The 17,156-nt window shown below is 61.0% G+C and carries 14 protein-coding genes; 12 read left to right on the top strand and 2 right to left on the bottom strand.

Features of this window, described 5'->3' with window-relative positions; genetic code table 11:
- The first annotated feature begins 222 nt into the window (after positions 1-222).
- From OSW16_RS18470 to OSW16_RS18440, 7 genes are all read left to right on the top strand, one after another.
- Positions 223-3,054, top strand: a complete 2,832-nt coding sequence (locus OSW16_RS18470; protein WP_267817435.1) for a 2-oxoglutarate dehydrogenase E1 component — start codon at positions 223-225, stop codon at positions 3,052-3,054.
- A gap of 42 nt (positions 3,055-3,096) precedes the next feature.
- A complete protein-coding gene (gene odhB, locus OSW16_RS18465) occupies positions 3,097-4,320 on the top strand; it encodes a 2-oxoglutarate dehydrogenase complex dihydrolipoyllysine-residue succinyltransferase (protein WP_267817433.1) in 1,224 nt (407 codons plus the stop codon).
- A gap of 96 nt (positions 4,321-4,416) precedes the next feature.
- Positions 4,417-5,853, top strand: coding sequence for a dihydrolipoyl dehydrogenase (gene lpdA, locus OSW16_RS18460; RefSeq protein WP_241807047.1), 1,437 nt, complete (start codon positions 4,417-4,419; stop codon positions 5,851-5,853).
- A gap of 171 nt (positions 5,854-6,024) precedes the next feature.
- Positions 6,025-7,191, top strand: coding sequence for an ADP-forming succinate--CoA ligase subunit beta (sucC, locus tag OSW16_RS18455; protein ID WP_011534748.1), 1,167 nt, complete (start codon positions 6,025-6,027; stop codon positions 7,189-7,191).
- The gene (sucD, locus tag OSW16_RS18450; protein WP_016393102.1) at positions 7,191-8,075 is read left to right on the top strand and encodes a succinate--CoA ligase subunit alpha; all 885 of its coding nucleotides are present in this window, start codon (positions 7,191-7,193) and stop codon (positions 8,073-8,075) included. The genes sucC and sucD overlap by 1 nt, the downstream gene beginning before the upstream one ends.
- A 392-nt stretch (positions 8,076-8,467) precedes the next feature.
- The gene (gene brnQ / locus OSW16_RS18445; RefSeq protein ID WP_267817429.1) at positions 8,468-9,781 is read left to right on the top strand and encodes a branched-chain amino acid transport system II carrier protein; all 1,314 of its coding nucleotides are present in this window, start codon (positions 8,468-8,470) and stop codon (positions 9,779-9,781) included.
- A 177-nt stretch (positions 9,782-9,958) separates the two neighbouring features.
- A complete protein-coding gene (locus OSW16_RS18440; protein ID WP_267817427.1) occupies positions 9,959-10,708 on the top strand; it encodes a DUF599 domain-containing protein in 750 nt (249 codons plus the stop codon).
- Positions 10,709-10,775: 67 nt separating this feature from the next.
- On the opposite strand, the gene OSW16_RS18435 is transcribed toward OSW16_RS18440, so the two are convergent.
- On the bottom strand, positions 10,776-11,045 hold the full coding sequence (locus OSW16_RS18435) for a hypothetical protein (protein WP_012315342.1): 270 nt from the start codon (positions 11,043-11,045) through the stop codon (positions 10,776-10,778).
- Positions 11,046-11,215: 170 nt separating this feature from the next.
- On the opposite strand from OSW16_RS18435, the gene OSW16_RS18430 reads away from it, so the two are divergent.
- The 4 genes from OSW16_RS18430 to OSW16_RS18415 all read left to right on the top strand — a co-directional run bounded on the left by OSW16_RS18430 (position 11,216) and on the right by OSW16_RS18415 (position 14,935).
- On the top strand, positions 11,216-11,692 hold the full coding sequence (locus tag OSW16_RS18430) for a PaaI family thioesterase (RefSeq protein WP_267817425.1): 477 nt from the start codon (positions 11,216-11,218) through the stop codon (positions 11,690-11,692).
- Positions 11,689-12,171, top strand: coding sequence for a PaaI family thioesterase (locus tag OSW16_RS18425; RefSeq protein ID WP_267817423.1), 483 nt, complete (start codon positions 11,689-11,691; stop codon positions 12,169-12,171). Before OSW16_RS18430 ends, OSW16_RS18425 begins: the two co-directional genes overlap by 4 nt.
- A gap of 69 nt (positions 12,172-12,240) precedes the next feature.
- Positions 12,241-14,145, top strand: coding sequence for a molecular chaperone HtpG (gene htpG / locus OSW16_RS18420; protein ID WP_046785421.1), 1,905 nt, complete (start codon positions 12,241-12,243; stop codon positions 14,143-14,145).
- 64 nt (positions 14,146-14,209) lie between these two features.
- Positions 14,210-14,935 carry a dienelactone hydrolase family protein gene (locus tag OSW16_RS18415; RefSeq protein WP_241807041.1) on the top strand — a complete coding sequence of 242 codons (726 nt, stop codon included), beginning with the start codon at positions 14,210-14,212 and terminating at the stop codon, positions 14,933-14,935.
- A gap of 173 nt (positions 14,936-15,108) precedes the next feature.
- On the opposite strand, the gene OSW16_RS18410 is transcribed toward OSW16_RS18415, so the two are convergent.
- Positions 15,109-15,972 (bottom strand): pirin family protein, encoded by an 864-nt coding sequence (locus OSW16_RS18410; protein ID WP_267817419.1) that lies wholly within the window; start codon positions 15,970-15,972, stop codon positions 15,109-15,111.
- A 115-nt stretch (positions 15,973-16,087) separates the two neighbouring features.
- On the opposite strand from OSW16_RS18410, the gene OSW16_RS18405 reads away from it, so the two are divergent.
- Positions 16,088-17,092: an amidohydrolase family protein gene (locus tag OSW16_RS18405; RefSeq protein WP_267817417.1), complete on the top strand. Its 1,005-nt coding sequence runs from the start codon at positions 16,088-16,090 to the stop codon at positions 17,090-17,092.
- The last annotated feature ends 64 nt before the right edge of the window (positions 17,093-17,156 follow it).

Here is a 17,156-nt window from a genome sequence, read left to right as displayed (position 1 = left end):
GCCGAGGTGCGGGTGGTGAGCCCGCACTGAGGTAAAACCTGAGCAAGGGCCCACAAAGCCCGCGCTCGATACCTATGAAGATATGAGACCAGCAGGGGCTTTCCGGGCTGGTACCCGGAAAATCAGCAGGATCCAAGTGGCGTGGTTCAGTCGCTGTGTTCGGACTTTTCCAGGTTTGCTGTGGCTCTCGCCGATCAGTCCCCTAACCGAGGGTGACCAAGCATGCAAGAAAGCGTGATGCAGCGCATGTGGGAAAGCGCCCACCTTTCAGGTGGTAACGCTGCATATGTGGAAGAGCTCTACGAGCTCTACCTGCACGACCCTAACGCTGTGCCAGAAGAGTGGCGCACTTACTTCCAGAAGTTGCCCGCCGACGGCAGCACCGCTACTGATGTATCGCACTCGACAATCCGCGACCATTTCGTACTGCTGGCAAAGAACCAGCGCCGCGCCCAACCGGTATCTGCCGGGAGCGTGAGCAGTGAACACGAGAAGAAGCAGGTTGAAGTTCTGCGACTGATCCAGGCCTATCGTATGCGCGGCCATCAGGCTGCCAAGCTCGACCCCTTGGGGTTGTGGCAGCGCCCTGCGCCCGTAGACCTGTCGATCAATCACTACGGCTTGACCAATGCCGATCTTGATACGACCTTCCGTGCCGGCGACCTGTACATCGGCAAAGAGGAGGCGAGCCTACGCGAGATCATCGAGGCGCTCCAGAAGACATATTGTCGCACCATTGGCGCCGAGTTCACCCATATCGTCGATTCCGAGCAGCGCAGCTGGTTCCAGCAGCGCCTGGAAAGCGTGCGCGGCCGCCCGGACTTTTCCGCCGACGTGCAGGCTCACCTGCTCGAGCGCGTGACGGCCGGTGAAGGCCTCGAAAAGTACCTGGGCACCAAGTACCCGGGCACCAAGCGCTTCGGCCTTGAGGGTGGCGAAAGCCTGATCCCGATGCTGGACGAAATGATCCAGCGTTCCGGCTCCTACGGCACCAAGGAAGTCGTGATCGGCATGGCCCACCGTGGTCGTCTGAACGTGCTGGTCAACACCTTCGGCAAGAACCCGCGCGAGCTGTTCGACGAGTTCGAAGGCAAGAAGATGAACGAGCTGGGCTCCGGTGACGTGAAGTATCACCAGGGCTTCTCCTCGAACGTGATGACCACCGGTGGCGAAGTTCACCTGGCCATGGCGTTCAACCCGTCCCACCTGGAAATCGTCTCTCCGGTGGTCGAAGGTTCGGTGCGCGCCCGTCAGGACCGCCGCAACGACACCGCCGGCGACAAGGTGCTGCCGATCTCGATCCACGGTGACGCTGCATTCGCAGGCCAGGGCGTGGTCATGGAAACCTTCCAGATGTCGCAGACCCGCGGTTTCAAGACCGGCGGTACTGTGCACATCGTGATCAACAACCAGGTTGGTTTCACCATCAGCAACCCGCTGGACGCGCGCTCCACCGAGTACGCCACCGACGTTGCCAAGATGATCCAGGCGCCGATCCTGCACGTGAACGGCGATGACCCGGAAGCGGTGCTGTTCGTCACCCAGCTGGCCATCGATTACCGCATGCAGTTCAAGCGTGATGTGGTCATCGACCTGGTCTGCTACCGCCGTCGCGGCCACAACGAGGCCGACGAGCCCAACGGTACCCAGCCGCTGATGTATCAGCAGATCAGCAAGCAGCGCACCACCCGTGAGCTGTACGCCGAGGCGCTGATCCAGGCCGGTCGCATCGATGCCGAGCGCGCCCAGGCCAAGATCGACGAGTACCGCAATGCGCTGGACAACGGCCTGCACGTGGTCAAGAGCCTGGTCAAGGAGCCGAACCGCGAGCTGTTCGTCGACTGGCGTCCATACCTGGGCCACGCCTGGACTGCGCGTCACGACACCCGTTTCGACCTCAAGACCCTGCAGGACCTGTCGGCCAAGCTGCTCGAGCTGCCGGAAGGCTTCGTCGTCCAGCGTCAGGTGTCGAAGATCTACGAAGACCGTCAGAAGATGCAGGCCGGTGGCTTGCCGATCAACTGGGGTTATGCAGAGACCATGGCGTACGCCACCCTGCAGTTCGAAGGTCACCCGATCCGCATGACCGGCCAGGACATCGGCCGTGGCACCTTCTCGCACCGCCACGCGGTGTTGCACAACCAGAAGGACGCCAGCACTTACGTGCCGCTGCAGAACCTGTTCCCGGGCCAGCCGCGCTTTGACCTGTACGACTCCTTCCTGTCGGAAGAAGCGGTACTGGCCTTCGAATACGGCTACTCGACCACCACGCCGAATGCGCTGGTGATCTGGGAAGCCCAGTTCGGCGACTTCGCCAACGGTGCGCAGGTGGTGATCGACCAGTTCATCACCAGCGGTGAGCACAAGTGGGGCCGCCTGTGCGGTCTGACCATGCTGCTGCCGCACGGCTATGAAGGGCAGGGCCCGGAGCACTCCTCCGCGCGCCTGGAGCGTTACCTGCAGCTGTGCGCCGAGCACAACATTCAGGTCTGCGTACCGACGACTCCGGCACAGATCTACCACCTGCTGCGTCGTCAGGTCATCCGTCCGCTGCGCAAGCCGCTGATCGTGCTGACGCCCAAGTCGCTGCTGCGCCACAAGCTGGCCGTGTCGACCCTGGAGGACCTTGCAGAAGGTTCGTTCCAGACCGTGATCCCGGAAATCGACACCCTGGATCCTGCCAAGGTCGAACGCCTGGTGCTGTGTGGTGGCAAGGTCTACTACGACCTGCTGGAAAAACGCCGTGCCGAAGGCCGCGAAGACATCGCGATCGTGCGTATCGAGCAGCTGTACCCGTTCCCGGAAGACGACCTGGTCGACATCCTGGCGCCGTACACCAACCTCAAGCATGCCGTCTGGTGTCAGGAAGAGCCGATGAACCAGGGCGCCTGGTACAGCAGCCAGCACCACATGCGCCGTATCCTGGGCCGCCACAACAAGGCGCTGGTCCTGGAATACGCAGGCCGCGACGCTTCCGCCGCGCCAGCTTGTGGTTACGCTTCGAAGCACGCCGAACAGCAGGAAAAACTGCTGCAAGACGCCTTCACTGTCTAACGCCTTCGCGCACTTGAAACCGAATTTAAGGAAACACTGCTAATGGCTATCGAGATCAAAGCCCCAACCTTCCCGGAATCGGTTGCCGATGGCACCGTTGCCACCTGGCACAAGAAGCCGGGCGAAGCCGTCAAGCGTGACGAGCTGATCGTCGACATCGAGACTGACAAGGTCGTCCTGGAAGTCCTGGCTACCGCCGATGGCGTGATGGGCGACATCGTCAAGGGCGAGGGCGATACCGTCCTGTCCGACGAAGTGCTGGGTTCGATCGTGGAAGGTGGTGCTGCCGCCGCCGCACCTGCAGCCGCTCCGGCCGCTGCTGCTCCGGCTGCCGCTGCCCCTGCCGCCGACGCCGGCGAAGATGACCCGGTCGCCGCTCCAGCCGCGCGCAAGCTGGCTGAAGAGAACGGCATCGACCTGGCGACCGTTGCCGGTACCGGCAAGGGTGGCCGCATCACCAAGGAAGACGTGGTTGCCGCAGTTGCCAACAAGAAGTCCGCGCCTGCCGCTGCTCCTGCTGCCAAGCCTGCCGCTGCCGCTCCGGTGGTGACCGCTGCTGGCGATCGCACCGAGAAGCGTGTGCCGATGACCCGCCTGCGTGCCAAGATCGCCGAGCGTCTGGTCGAAGCCCAGTCCAACATGGCGATGCTGACCACCTTCAACGAAGTCGACATGACCGAAGTCATGGCCCTGCGTTCGAAGTACAAGGACCTGTTCGAGAAGACCCACAACGGCGTGCGCCTGGGCTTCATGTCGTTCTTCGTCAAGGCTGCCACCGAAGCGCTGAAGCGTTTCCCGGCGGTCAATGCCTCGATCGACGGCAACGACATCGTCTACCACGGCTTCGCCGACGTCGGCGTTGCCGTCTCCAGCGACCGTGGCCTGGTAGTACCGGTACTGCGCAACGCCGAATCGATGAGCCTGGCTGAAATCGAGAACGGCATCGCCACCTTCGGCAAGAAAGCCCGTGACGGCAAACTGTCGATCGAAGAAATGACCGGCGGCACCTTCACCATCACCAACGGTGGTACCTTCGGCTCGATGATGTCGACCCCGATCGTCAACCCACCGCAGGCCGCCATTCTCGGCATGCACAACATCATCCAGCGCCCGATGGCCATCAACGGCCAAGTGGTTATCCGCCCGATGATGTACCTGGCGCTGTCGTACGATCACCGCCTGATCGACGGCAAGGAAGCGGTAACCTTCCTGGTCACCATCAAGAACCTGCTGGAAGATCCGTCCCGCCTGCTGCTGGACATCTAATCGCGCAGCTGTAAGCTGCAAGCCGCACGCTTCAAGCCGAAGCCTGCTGGTCTTGCGGCTTGCAGCTTGCCGCTTGAAGTTAAAAAGGAATCTTTTATGACCCAGAAATTCGATGTAGTGGTGATTGGTGCAGGTCCTGGCGGCTATGTGGCTGCCATCAAGGCTGCCCAACTTGGTCTGAAGACTGCCTGTATCGAGAAGTACACCGACGCCGAGGGCAAGCTGGCCCTGGGCGGCACTTGCCTGAACGTAGGCTGCATCCCCTCCAAGGCGCTGCTGGACAGCTCCTGGAAGTACAAGGAAGCCAAAGAGAGCTTCAACGTCCACGGTATCTCCACCGGCGAAGTGAAGATGGACGTCGCCGCGATGGTTGGCCGCAAGGCTGGCATCGTCAAGAACCTGACCGGTGGCGTTGCCACCCTGTTCAAGGCCAACGGCGTCACTTCGATCCAGGGCCACGGCAAACTGCTGGCTGGCAAGAAAGTCGAAGTCACCAAGGCTGACGGCACCACCGAAATCATCGAAGCCGAAAACGTGATCCTGGCCTCCGGCTCGCGTCCGATCGACATTCCGCCGGCTCCGGTCGACCAGAACGTCATCGTCGACTCCACCGGCGCCCTGGAATTCCAGTCGGTTCCCAAGCGCCTGGGCGTGATCGGTGCTGGCGTGATCGGCCTGGAGCTGGGTTCGGTATGGGCTCGCCTGGGTGCTGAAGTCACCGTCCTGGAAGCCCTGGACACCTTCCTGATGGCTGCCGACACCGCAGTGTCGAAAGAAGCCCAGAAGACCCTGACCAAGCAAGGCCTGGACATCAAGCTGGGCGCTCGCGTCACCGGCTCGAAAGTCAACGGCGACGAAGTCGAAGTGACCTACACCAATGCCGATGGCGAGCAGAAGATCACCTTCGACAAGCTGATCGTCGCGGTTGGTCGTCGCCCGGTGACCACCGACCTGCTGGCCTCCGACAGCGGTGTCAACATCGACGAGCGTGGCTACATCTTCGTTGACGATCACTGCGCGACCAGCGTGCCGGGCGTCTACGCCATCGGCGACGTGGTGCGCGGCATGATGCTGGCGCACAAGGCCTCGGAAGAGGGCATCATGGTCGTCGAGCGCATCAAGGGCCACAAGGCCCAGATGAACTACGACCTGATCCCTTCGGTTATCTACACCCACCCGGAAATCGCGTGGGTCGGCAAGACCGAACAAGCCTTGAAGGCCGAGGGTGTTGAGGTTAACGTAGGCACCTTCCCGTTCGCGGCCAGCGGCCGTGCGATGGCGGCCAACGACACCGGTGGTTTCGTCAAGGTCATCGCTGATGCCAAGACCGACCGCGTTCTGGGTGTACACGTGATTGGCCCGTCGGCTGCCGAACTGGTTCAGCAGGGCGCAATCGCAATGGAATTCGGCACCAGTGCCGAGGATCTGGGCATGATGGTCTTCAGCCATCCAACCCTGTCCGAAGCGTTGCATGAAGCAGCGCTGGCAGTGAATGGCGGCGCCATTCACGTGGCCAACCGTAAGAAGCGTTAATTATAAGAAACCACGGCGGGCTGCCCGTCGTGAGTCTTGCGTGCATGACTCACCGCGGAACGTCCGCCGGACCGGATCACACGGGAAAACCGGGGTCAACGGTCACAGGTGGTGCGGCGCCAGTAATGGCGCAGCGCCGAAGCGCAGTACCTAACGAAGACGGTAAAAAGCATGAATCTTCACGAGTATCAGGGTAAGCAGCTGTTCGCTGAGTACGGCCTGCCAGTTTCCAAGGGTTTCGCGGTCGATACCCCTGAGCAAGCTGCAGAAGCCTGCGACAAGATCGGCGGTTCCGAGTGGGTTGTCAAAGCCCAGGTCCACGCTGGTGGTCGCGGTAAGGCGGGCGGCGTCAAGCTGGTTCGCAGCAAGGAAGACGCCAAGGCGTTCGCTGCACAGTGGTTGGGCAAGAATCTGGTTACCTACCAGACCGATGCCAACGGTCAACCCGTCTCCAAGATTCTGGTCGAATCCTGCACTGACATCGCCAAAGAGCTGTACCTGGGCGCTGTAGTGGATCGTTCGAGCCGCCGTATCGTGTTCATGGCCTCCACCGAAGGTGGCGTGGACATCGAGAAAGTCGCTCACGAAACGCCTGAGAAGATCCTCAAGGCTACCATCGACCCGCTGGTCGGCGCTCAGCCGTTCCAGGGGCGTGAACTGGCATTCCAGCTGGGCCTGGAAGGCAAGCAGGTTCAACAGTTCGCCAAGATCTTCGTTGGCCTGGCCAAGCTGTTCAAGGATCACGATCTGGCCCTGCTGGAAGTGAACCCGCTGGTGATCAAGGCCGATGGCGACCTGCACTGCCTCGATGCCAAGATCAACATCGACGCCAACGCCATGTACCGTCAGCCTAAGCTGAAGACCTTCCACGACCCGTCGCAGGACGACGCCCGTGAAGCCCACGCTGCCAAGTTCGAACTGAACTACGTTGCCCTGGAAGGCAACATCGGCTGCATGGTCAACGGTGCCGGCCTGGCCATGGGTACCATGGACATCGTCAACCTGCACGGCGGCAAGCCAGCCAACTTCCTCGACGTTGGTGGCGGTGCTACCAAAGAGCGCGTTACCGAAGCGTTCAAGATCATTCTGTCCGACAGCAATGTCGCGGCCGTTCTGGTCAACATCTTCGGCGGCATCGTTCGCTGCGACATGATTGCCGAAGGCATCATCGGTGCAGTGAAAGAAGTTGGCGTTAAGGTTCCGGTCGTCGTTCGCCTTGAAGGCAACAACGCCGAACTGGGCGCAAAAGTACTGGCAGAAAGCGGTTTGAACATCATTGCGGCAACCAGCCTGACCGACGCTGCTCAACAAGTTGTCAAAGCTGCGGAGGGCAAGTAATGAGCGTCCTGATCAATAAAGACACCAAAGTCATCTGCCAGGGCTTCACCGGCTCGCAGGGTACTTTCCACTCCGAACAAGCCATCGCCTATGGCACCAAGATGGTCGGCGGCGTTACCCCGGGCAAGGGTGGCACCACCCACCTGGGCCTGCCGGTGTTCAACACCGTCAAGGAAGCCGTGGAAGCTACCGGCGCTGACGCTTCGGTGATCTACGTTCCGGCTCCGTTCTGCAAGGACTCGATCCTGGAAGCAGCTTTCGGCGGTATCAAGCTGATCGTCTGCATCACCGAAGGCATTCCTACCCTGGACATGCTCGATGCCAAGGTCAAGTGCGACGAGCTGGGCGTTACCCTGATCGGCCCTAACTGCCCAGGTGTCATCACCCCGGGCGAGTGCAAGATCGGCATCATGCCAGGCCACATCCACCTGCCAGGCAAGGTCGGTATCGTGTCGCGTTCCGGCACCCTGACCTACGAAGCGGTCAAGCAGACCACCGACGCCGGTTTCGGCCAGTCGACCTGCGTGGGTATCGGCGGCGACCCGATCCCAGGCTCGAACTTCATCGACATCCTGAAGCTGTTCCAGGAAGACCCGAAGACCGAAGCGATCGTCATGATCGGTGAGATCGGCGGTTCGGCTGAAGAAGAGGCCGCGGCCTACATCAAGGCCAATGTCACCAAGCCTGTCGTTTCCTACATCGCTGGTGTTACTGCACCTGCGGGCAAGCGTATGGGCCACGCTGGCGCCATCATTTCCGGCGGCAAGGGTACTGCGGACGAGAAGTTCGCCGCCCTGCAGGACGCTGGTGTGAAGACCGTGCGTTCCCTGGCTGACATCGGCAAGGCCCTGGCCGAGCTGACTGGCTGGGAAGCCAAGAAGTAAGTAGCACCCGCTTTACGTAGTACCCCCCACGCGCACAAAGGCTACCTTCGGGTGGCCTTTGTCGTTTTTGTGATCGGTTAACGCGACCCAAAGGTTCGGAAAATTCGACCGAGCTCATCAGGTTTTTCAACCAGACATTCGCTCGAATCAGCAATAAATTGTCGTTGAACACGGTCAACCAGACGACAAACATGTACGCACATCGGACAGGCAGCACTGTGCCAGTGCGTTTGCCGGGTAAAACGGTTAATCTACGCGTTCACTCTGTGCCCGTACCCCAAAAGGGAACGACACGCTAAACGGGTCTGGCCCATCAAGCCGGGCAGCATTTCCCTCACCCATGGGGAAATCCCTTCTCGAATCCCGATTTCAGCAGTGTGGTACTACCCTAAATGAAAGTTTTAAAAGGCCAGGATATCCTGGCGCTTGGCTTTATGACGTTTGCCCTTTTTGTGGGCGCTGGCAATATCATCTTCCCCCCCATCGTTGGCCTGCAGTCCGGGCCGCATGTCTGGATGGCCGCCCTGGGCTTTCTGGTAACGGCGGTGGGTCTGCCGGTCATCACCGTGGTCGCACTGGCCAAGGTCGGTGGTGGCATGGATGCACTCAGCAGCCCGATCGGCAAGTTCTTCGGTGGCTTGTTGGCGGCGGTGTGCTACCTGTCGGTCGGCCCGCTGTTCGCCACCCCGCGCACGGCGACCGTGTCGTTCGAAGTGGGGGTTGCACCGCTCACCGGCGAAAGCCCGCTGGCGTTGTTCATCTACAGCCTGGTGTACTTCATCGTGGTACTGGCGGTGTCCATGTACCCGGGCAAGTTGCTCGATACCGTGGGCCGTTTCCTCGCGCCACTGAAGATCATCGCCCTGGCGGTCCTTGGCATCGCTGCGTTCGCGCTGCCGGCTGGCACCATTGGTGAAGCGCAGCCCGCCTATGCTGCCGCGGCCTTCTCCAAAGGCTTCTCCGATGGCTACCTGACCATGGACACCTTGGGTGCGCTGGTCTTCGGCATCGTGATCGTCAATGCCATCCGTTCGCGGGGCGTCGAATCGCCGAAGCTGATCACCCGCTATGCCATCATCGCCGGCCTGATTGCCGGTGTAGGCCTGGCGCTGGTGTACATCAGCCTGTTCCGTCTGGGGGCCAGCAGCCATGATATCGCGGCTGGCGCCACCAACGGTGCAGCGGTATTGCACGCCTACGTACAGCACACCTTCGGTTCGCTGGGCAGCGGCTTCCTGGCGGTGCTGATCGCGCTGGCCTGCCTGGTGACTGCAGTAGGCCTGACCTGCGCATGCGCCGAGTACTTCAGCCAGATCCTGCCGCTGTCGTACCGTGCGCTGGTGGTGATCCTGGCGGGCTTCTCGCTGCTGATCTCCAACCTGGGCCTGACCAAGCTGATCATGTTCTCGATCCCGGTGCTGACCGCCATCTACCCGCCGTGCATCGTGGTGGTGGGGCTGAGCTTCGTCAATGACCTGTGGAATTCGCCTACGCGCATCCTGGCGCCAGTCATGCTGGTGTCGCTGTTGTTCGGCATGGTCGACGCGATCAAGGGCAGCAGCATTGCCCACGTGTTGCCGGACTTCATGGCGCACCTGCCGCTGAGCGATCAGGGCCTGGCCTGGCTCGTGCCGTCGGTGGTGACACTGGTTGCTGCCGTGGCGTGCGACCGCATGCTTGGCAAGCCGCGTGAAGCGCTGGCCTGACAGGTTGACGCCTGCCGTTGGCACCGGCCACAAGCCGTAGGGTGCCCGCGCTGGCTGTACACCGAACCCCGCATCCCTGAGGATGCGGGGTTTTTTATTGCGTGGATGTGTCTTTGCGTGCTCGCAGGCGTCGAACAGCGGTTGCTATCCTTGTGCCCTGGCCTTCGGGAAAACTGCATGAATTTCATCCAAAGCAATCTTCACAACGTGTTGGCCCTGTGCTGGTTCGCGCTTTGCTGGGGCGGCTATACCCGCTATGCCATCTGGAAGGGCCGCGACACCGCCTGCCTGGCCAGTGTCCTGCATCTGTACCGGGAAGACTGGATGCGCCGCATGCTGCTGCGCGACAACCGCATCGCCGATGCCAGTGTCATCGGCAATCTGGAGCGCAACGCGTCGTTCTTCGCCTCCAGTACCCTGATCATTCTGGCCGGTATCCTGACCGTTCTGGGGGCCACTGACCGCGCCCTGTCGCTGCTGGCCGACCTGCCTCTCGTGCAACAGGCCTCGCAGGGCATGTCGGAAATCAAGCTGCTTTGCCTGGCGATGGTGTTCGTCTATGCGTTCTTCACGTTCAGCTGGTGCATGCGCCAATACAACTTTGCGGCAGTGCTGGTGGGGTCTGCGCCCATGATAGGCGAGCGACTGGTCAGTGAGCTTGAGCGCAAGGCTTTCGCTTTGCGGGCGGCGAGGGTGTTGTCGCTGGCGGCCAACCAGTTCAACTTTGGCTTGCGCGCTTATTACTTCGGCATGGCCATGCTCACTTGGTTCATCAGCCCCGGGTTGTTCATGGTCGTGAGTGTCGGGGTTGTATTGATCCTTTATCGCCGGGAGTTCCACTCCGATGTGCTGGAAGTGATGGTTTTCACGCCGACGGAAAGTGCGCCTACCGAGATCAGCAAGGAAGGCGTCAGCACAAACACCTGAAACGTTTAATCCATAGCCGACAGGCATAAAAAAACCCGACATTGTCGGGTTTTTTTGTGCGTCGCTATTACTGCTTGGCAGGCTCAGCGGGTGCAGTAGCCGGAGTGGCCGGCGCGGCCTCTTCAGCAGCCTTCTGCTCGGCTTCAGCCTGATCTTTGGCAGCTTCGGCGTTTTCCTCGGCGGCGTCGTTCATTTTATCCTGAGCTTCGCCCATTTTTTCCTGGGCTTGCTCGGCATGTTCCTGCGCATCTTGGGCTTTGTCTTCGCTCGCTTTATCGCAAGCAGCCAGGCCCATGGCAGCAGCCAGCATCAGAGCAAAAGCAAATGGTTTACGCATTGGGTGTTTCTCCTTGGTGGAATAAGTGACTTGTTCCTTCGAGTTCGGCCGTGCGGCAATAGTTCCGTATCGTTTACAGATATATAACACCGCATTGCGCATAGACTTTTTATCACACTTATGCAGATGTAGCTTGCGCCGGCGGCCGTGAACTGGAGTGGGGTGTACCGATGACCGATTCAAGCTTGATAGCCATGGCCGAGCGTTTTTTATCGGCACTGAAACATTGCCAAGTGCTACAGATGCGTGTGGAACAGGCGGACACTGATGGCATGACGCTGATCTTGCCCTGGTCACCGGCCATCGTCGGTAACCCGCAGACCGGCGCAGTGCATGGCGGCGCCCTGACCACGCTGATGGACACCACCTGCGGGATGGCCACGCTTTGCGTGCTGCCAAGCTTTGAGGTATGTCCAACCCTGGACCTTCGCATCGACTACATGCATCCGGCAGAGGCGGGCAAGCCCATCTATGGTCATGCCCAGTGCTATCGGGTCACTCGGGACGTGATCTTCACCCGAGGCATGGCCTATCAGGACGACCCCGCCCAGCCGATATGCCAGGTTGTCGGCACCTTCATGCGCCTGGGGCAGGAGGTAAAAGGTGGCATCCGCTTCGGCAAGGCGCTGAAGGAGGGCAGGGCATGATTCCCCAAGACGTACGTCGCCAGCTCAACGCGGCCCATGCGGTGGGCGATTACCAGCCATTGCTGGCGTTGATACCTTATGCCGGCCTGATCGGCATCACCTGCGAGCGCCAGGGCGATGATTTGCTGTTCCGCCTGCCGGCCAACCCCGACAACATCGGCAACCCTTTGCTGCCGGCCATCCATGGGGGTGTGATCGCCGGCTTCATGGAGCTTTCTGCCGCCTTGTATCTGCTGATCTACAGCGAGAGCGCCAGCATTCCCAAGATCATCGATTTCTCCATCGACTACCTGCGCGCCGGGCATTTTCGCGACACCTATGCGCAGTGCCAGTTGTGGCGCCAAGGTCGGCGGGTGACCAATGTGGCGATCACGGCCTGGCAGGGCGATCGACAGGCCCCGATCGCCACTGCCCGCGCGCATTTCAAGATTGAGCCGGAAAAGCCCTTGAAATCGTCAGGGCTGCCCCCATCTGCATGACATCCGCCGTTAATGCATGCCGACTCGGCTGCAGGCGCCCACTGCCATCAGATCGGAGTTTTGAAGACCATGAGTGTGGAAACACAAAAGGAAACCCTGGGCTTCCAGACCGAGGTGAAGCAGCTGCTGCACCTCATGATTCACTCGCTGTACTCGAACAAGGAAATCTTCCTGCGTGAGCTGATTTCCAACGCCTCCGACGCCGCCGACAAGCTGCGCTTCGAAGCCCTGGCCAAGCCAGAACTGTTCGAAAACGATGCCGACCTGAAAATTCGCCTGAGTTTCGACAAGGACGCCGGTACCGTGACCCTCGAGGACAACGGCATCGGCATGAGCCGCGAAGACGTGATCACTCACCTGGGCACCATCGCCAAGTCTGGCACGGCCGACTTCATGAAGAACCTCACCGGTGACCAGAAGAAGGATTCGCACCTGATCGGCCAGTTCGGTGTGGGCTTCTATTCTGCCTTCATCGTCGCCGACAAGGTCGACGTGTTCAGCCGTCGCGCTGGCCAGCCGGCCGCCGAGGGTGTGCACTGGTCGTCCAAAGGCGAGGGTGACTTCGAAGTTTCCACCGTCGAAAAACCACAGCGCGGCACCCGTATCGTCCTGCACCTGAAGAAGGACGAGCAGGAATTCGCCGATGGCTGGCGCCTGCGTAACGTGGTCAAGAAGTACTCCGATCACATTGCCCTGCCGATCCAGCTGCCCAAGGAACAGGCAGCCGCCGAAGGTGAAGAGCAGCCGGCCGAAGAGTGGGAAACCGTCAACCGCGCCAGTGCCCTGTGGACCCGCCCGCGTACCGAAATCAAGGACGAGGAATACCAGGAGTTCTACAAGCACATCGGCCATGACTTCGAAAACCCGCTGGCCTGGAGCCACAACAAGGTCGAAGGCAAGCTCGAATACAACTCGCTGCTGTACGTGCCGGCCCGCGCGCCGTTCGATCTGTACCAGCGTGAAGCGCCCCGCGGCCTGAAGCTGTATGTGCAGCGCGTGTTCATCATGGACCAGGCCGAGTCGTTCCTGCCGCTGTACCTGCGCTTCATCAAGGGTGTGGTCGACTCCAATGACCTGTCTCTGAACGTCTCCCGCGAGATCCTGCAGAAGGATCCGATCATCGATTCGATGAAAACCGCGCTGACCAAGCGCGTGCTGGACATGCTGGAGAAGCTGGCGAAGAACGAGCCCGAGCAGTACAAGGGCTTCTGGAAGAACTTTGGCCAGGTACTCAAGGAAGGCCCGGCCGAAGACTTCGCCAACAAAGAGAAGATCGCCGGCTTGCTGCGCTTCGCCTCTACCCATGACGAGAGCGGCGAGCAGAGCGTCTCCCTGGCCGACTACCTGGCGCGCGCCAAGGAAGGCCAGGACAAGGTCTACTACCTCACCGGCGAGTCGTACGCGCAGGTCAAGAACAGCCCACACCTGGAAGTCTTCCGTAAGAAGGGCATCGAGGTGCTGCTGCTGACCGATCGCATCGACGAGTGGCTGATGAGCTACCTCAACGAGTTCGACGGCAAGGCCTTCGTCGATGTCGCGCGTGGCGACCTGGACCTGGGCAAGCTGGACTCCGAAGAGGACAAGAAGGCCCAGGAAGAAGTCGCCAAGGAAAAAGAAGGCCTGGTCGAGCGCTTGAAATCTGCGCTGGGTGAGAGCGTTGCCGAAGTGCGTGTGTCGCACCGCCTGACCGATTCGCCGGCAATCCTGGCCATCGGTGAGCAGGACCTGGGCCTGCAGATGCGCCAGATCCTCGAAGCCAGCGGGCAGAAGGTGCCGGACTCCAAGCCGATCTTCGAATTCAACCCGACTCATCCGCTGATCGAAAAGCTGGACAACGAGCAGAGCGAAGACCGCTTTGCCGAGCTGTCGCACATCCTGTTCGATCAGGCGGCGCTGGCGGCCGGTGACAGCTTGAAGGACCCGGCGGCTTACGTTCGTCGCCTGAACAAGCTGTTGGTCGAGCTGTCTGCTTGAGTTGATGCATCGATAAGCCCGCTTCGGCGGGCTTTTTTAATGGTGAATGCCCAAGGAGTGCTTGATGAGCAAGGTAATCGTCGAATCGCTGGTTTATCACCTGTCCGGCAAGACGTATGAAAGCCGCCTGGTGTATGAGCCCGGTGCGCTGGGGCGCCCGGGGCTTGTAATGGCGCCGAACTGGATGGGTATTGGCGAAGGTGCCGAGCGCATTGCCAAGGAAGTGGCCGAGAAGGGCTACGTGGTGCTGATTGCCGACTTGTATGGGCAATCGGTACGCCCTGCCAATGCTGAAGAGGCGGGCGCGGCCATGACGCCATTGAAGGATGACCGTGCTGAGCTGCGCAAGCGCATGCGCGAAGCACTGTCGCAGCTGCTGGCCCAATCCAAGGCACTGCTGACCCCCGGCAAGGTGGCCACGTTCGGCTTCTGCTTCGGCGGCTGCTGTGCCCTGGAGTTGGCCCGCGATGGCGCTGACCTGAGGGCTGCTGTGTCATTCCACGGCACGCTGGATACCCCCAACCCGGAAGATGCCAAACGTATCCAGGGCTCGGTGTTGGTGCTGCACGGTGCCTCCGACCCGCTGGTGCCGAAGGAGCAGCTGCCGGCGTTCGAGGAGGAGATGAACGCGGCCAAGGTGGATTGGCAGCTGTTGAGCTACGGTGGCGCGGTGCACTCGTTCACTGACCCGGGTGCCAATGTACCGGGCAAGATGCAGTATGACCGTCGCACTTCGGAGCGGGCCTTCCGCTCGATGCACAACCTGCTGACAGAAGTGTTCCAGCGCTGACATAGCGGGGGCGCTTCGCGCCCCATCGCCGGCAAGCCGGCTCCCACCCCGACCGCGCCGTTCTTCAGGCCTGCGCTTTACCTGCGCAAGCAACCGTCTTGCCCAATTTCCAAAAGCCGGCGCAAGTCCATGTGTGTGGCTTGCCGGCGATGGGCTGCAGAGCAGCCCCAAAACTACCGGGGCAACTCGATCCTTGAGGTTTCCCCAGGCACCTGCGGCCAATCTCCCGCAGCCCAGCGGGCTCTGGCCTGCTCGATCAGTTCCGGGTCACTGGCCACGAAATTCCAGTTCATCCGCCGCGGCCCGTCCAGCGGCTTCCCGCCAATCAGCACCAGCTGGCACTCGCCCTGCGCATACAGCGTCACATCCTCGCCCTCCGGCAGCACCACCAGGCTGCAAGGCTCCACATCCTCATCGCCCAGCACCAACTCGCCATCGAGCAGGTACAGCGCCCGCTGCACGTGGTCAGGCGGTATCAGCAGCGTCGTTGCCGGCTGCATCTGTACGTGCGCATAAAGGGTGGGGGAGAGCACGGGCACCGGTGATTCCAGGCAAAAACCGCTGCCGGCAATCATACAAATGCGTACCCCAAGGCTATCGCTCACGGGCAGGCTGGCGGCGGGGTGATGGCTGTAGCTCGGCGGGCTTTGTTCCAGCTCACGCGGCGATGCCAGCCACACCTGCAGCCCGTGCAGGCGTGAGCCGTGGGCCAGGGCGTCGGCAGGCGTGCGCTCGACATGCGCCACACCGCTGCCGGCAGTCATCCAGCTGACATCGCCAGGCAGAACGCGCTGCTCGGTGCCCAGGCTGTCTTTGTGCAGGATCGCGCCTTCGAACAGGTAGGTCAGGGTCGACAGGCCGATATGTGGGTGTTGGCGGATATCCATACCATGGCCCGGCGCATAGTCGGTTTCGAGCATGTGGTCGAAGAACACGAACGGGCCAACGCTGCGGCACTGCGCCGACGGCAGTGGGCGCAGGATCGGCTGGCCCTCGACCGATTCGGCGCGCGGGCGAATGACCAATGGGCTGCTCATGCTGTGCTCCAGGCGGTGGGAAATAGCAACAGCATAGCGGTTTGCCGTGCACGGCTGAACCGCTGGCTAGCCCGTCAGGTCTATTCTGCTCATACCCAGAGAAGGATGCTGCCCCATGATTGCCAGAGTGCTGGCCTGCCTGTTGTTGTGCGTAACGTGGTGCCAGGCGGCACAGGCGCGTGATTATCGCTACAGTGACGCCCACCTGCACTATGTGGACTTCTTTCAGGAGACTGAAGGCATGTCTGCACTGATCAAGGCCATGGATGAAGCCGGTGTCGATCACTCGATGATTTCCGGTATTCCGGTGGCCAAGAAATGGCACGAGGATGAGCCCAAGCGGCCGCGCTACTACGCCGGTGACGACGCCGATGCCTACTGGTACAGCGCAACCGACACCTACGTGGCGGCGGCGCTGCAGAAGCTGCCGGCGGAGCAGCGCAAGCGCTTTCACCCTTTCCTGACCGGTTTCAATCCGGTAGACAAGAATGCGGTCAGCCATATCGAGCGCATGCTCGATCTCTACCCTGGGCTCTGGCAGGGCATAGGTGAAGTCTTCACCCGGCACGACGACCTCACTGCGCTCACCAGCGGGGACACGCCCCGCGCCAACAACGAGGCCATGACGCGTATCTATCACCTGGCAGCCGAACGCGACATGCCGGTGCTGCTGCATTCGAACATCACCTCAAAGCGTGAGCGCAACCCGCTTTACCTGGCCGAGATCGAAGAACCGTTGCGTAATCATCCGCATACTCGGTTCATCTGGGCGCACGCGGGCACGAGCATGGAGATTCATCGGCATCAGACGCAGATGGATTTTTTATTGCCGGTGCTGACGCGCCTGCTCGAGGACTACCCCAACCTGTATATCGACTTGTCCTGGACTGTGCTCAAGCCGTACCTGCTGGATGACAAGGGTGTGCCGCGCAAGGCTTGGCTGGCGCTGGTCGAGCGCTTCCCTGAGCGCTTCATGCTTGGGTCTGACGTGGTGGGCAAGTTTGGCAGCGTGGGGGAGCAGATGCACGGCTTCGAGCCGTTTCTGGATGCTTTGCCGCAGGAGGTGGCGCAGCAGGTGGCGCGGGACAACTTCCTGGCGGTCTTGCCCAAGGCTCGCTGACGCTCTGCCCGCAGCGCAGCGCAGCGCTGCGCGGCACAGGCATACACAAAAGAAAACGCCCCGA

The organism is Pseudomonas putida (assembly GCF_026625125.1).
GTDB classification, from domain to species: domain Bacteria; phylum Pseudomonadota; class Gammaproteobacteria; order Pseudomonadales; family Pseudomonadaceae; genus Aquipseudomonas; species Aquipseudomonas putida_X.
Note: the sequence above shows the minus strand (reverse complement) of the source record. Positions and strands in the feature narration are given on the sequence as shown.

Coding starts and splice junctions, on each gene's coding strand:
- OSW16_RS18435 (WP_012315342.1), bottom strand. CDS start 11,045: ATGCGTAAACCATTTGCTTTTGCTCTGATGCTGGCTGCTGCCATGGGC.
- OSW16_RS18470 (WP_267817435.1), top strand. CDS start 223: ATGCAAGAAAGCGTGATGCAGCGCATGTGGGAAAGCGCCCACCTTTCA.
- OSW16_RS18430 (WP_267817425.1), top strand. CDS start 11,216: ATGACCGATTCAAGCTTGATAGCCATGGCCGAGCGTTTTTTATCGGCA.
- OSW16_RS18440 (WP_267817427.1), top strand. CDS start 9,959: ATGAATTTCATCCAAAGCAATCTTCACAACGTGTTGGCCCTGTGCTGG.
- sucC (WP_011534748.1), top strand. CDS start 6,025: ATGAATCTTCACGAGTATCAGGGTAAGCAGCTGTTCGCTGAGTACGGC.
- brnQ (WP_267817429.1), top strand. CDS start 8,468: ATGAAAGTTTTAAAAGGCCAGGATATCCTGGCGCTTGGCTTTATGACG.
- OSW16_RS18410 (WP_267817419.1), bottom strand. CDS start 15,972: ATGAGCAGCCCATTGGTCATTCGCCCGCGCGCCGAATCGGTCGAGGGC.
- OSW16_RS18405 (WP_267817417.1), top strand. CDS start 16,088: ATGATTGCCAGAGTGCTGGCCTGCCTGTTGTTGTGCGTAACGTGGTGC.
- sucD (WP_016393102.1), top strand. CDS start 7,191: ATGAGCGTCCTGATCAATAAAGACACCAAAGTCATCTGCCAGGGCTTC.
- OSW16_RS18425 (WP_267817423.1), top strand. CDS start 11,689: ATGATTCCCCAAGACGTACGTCGCCAGCTCAACGCGGCCCATGCGGTG.
- lpdA (WP_241807047.1), top strand. CDS start 4,417: ATGACCCAGAAATTCGATGTAGTGGTGATTGGTGCAGGTCCTGGCGGC.
- OSW16_RS18415 (WP_241807041.1), top strand. CDS start 14,210: ATGAGCAAGGTAATCGTCGAATCGCTGGTTTATCACCTGTCCGGCAAG.
- htpG (WP_046785421.1), top strand. CDS start 12,241: ATGAGTGTGGAAACACAAAAGGAAACCCTGGGCTTCCAGACCGAGGTG.
- odhB (WP_267817433.1), top strand. CDS start 3,097: ATGGCTATCGAGATCAAAGCCCCAACCTTCCCGGAATCGGTTGCCGAT.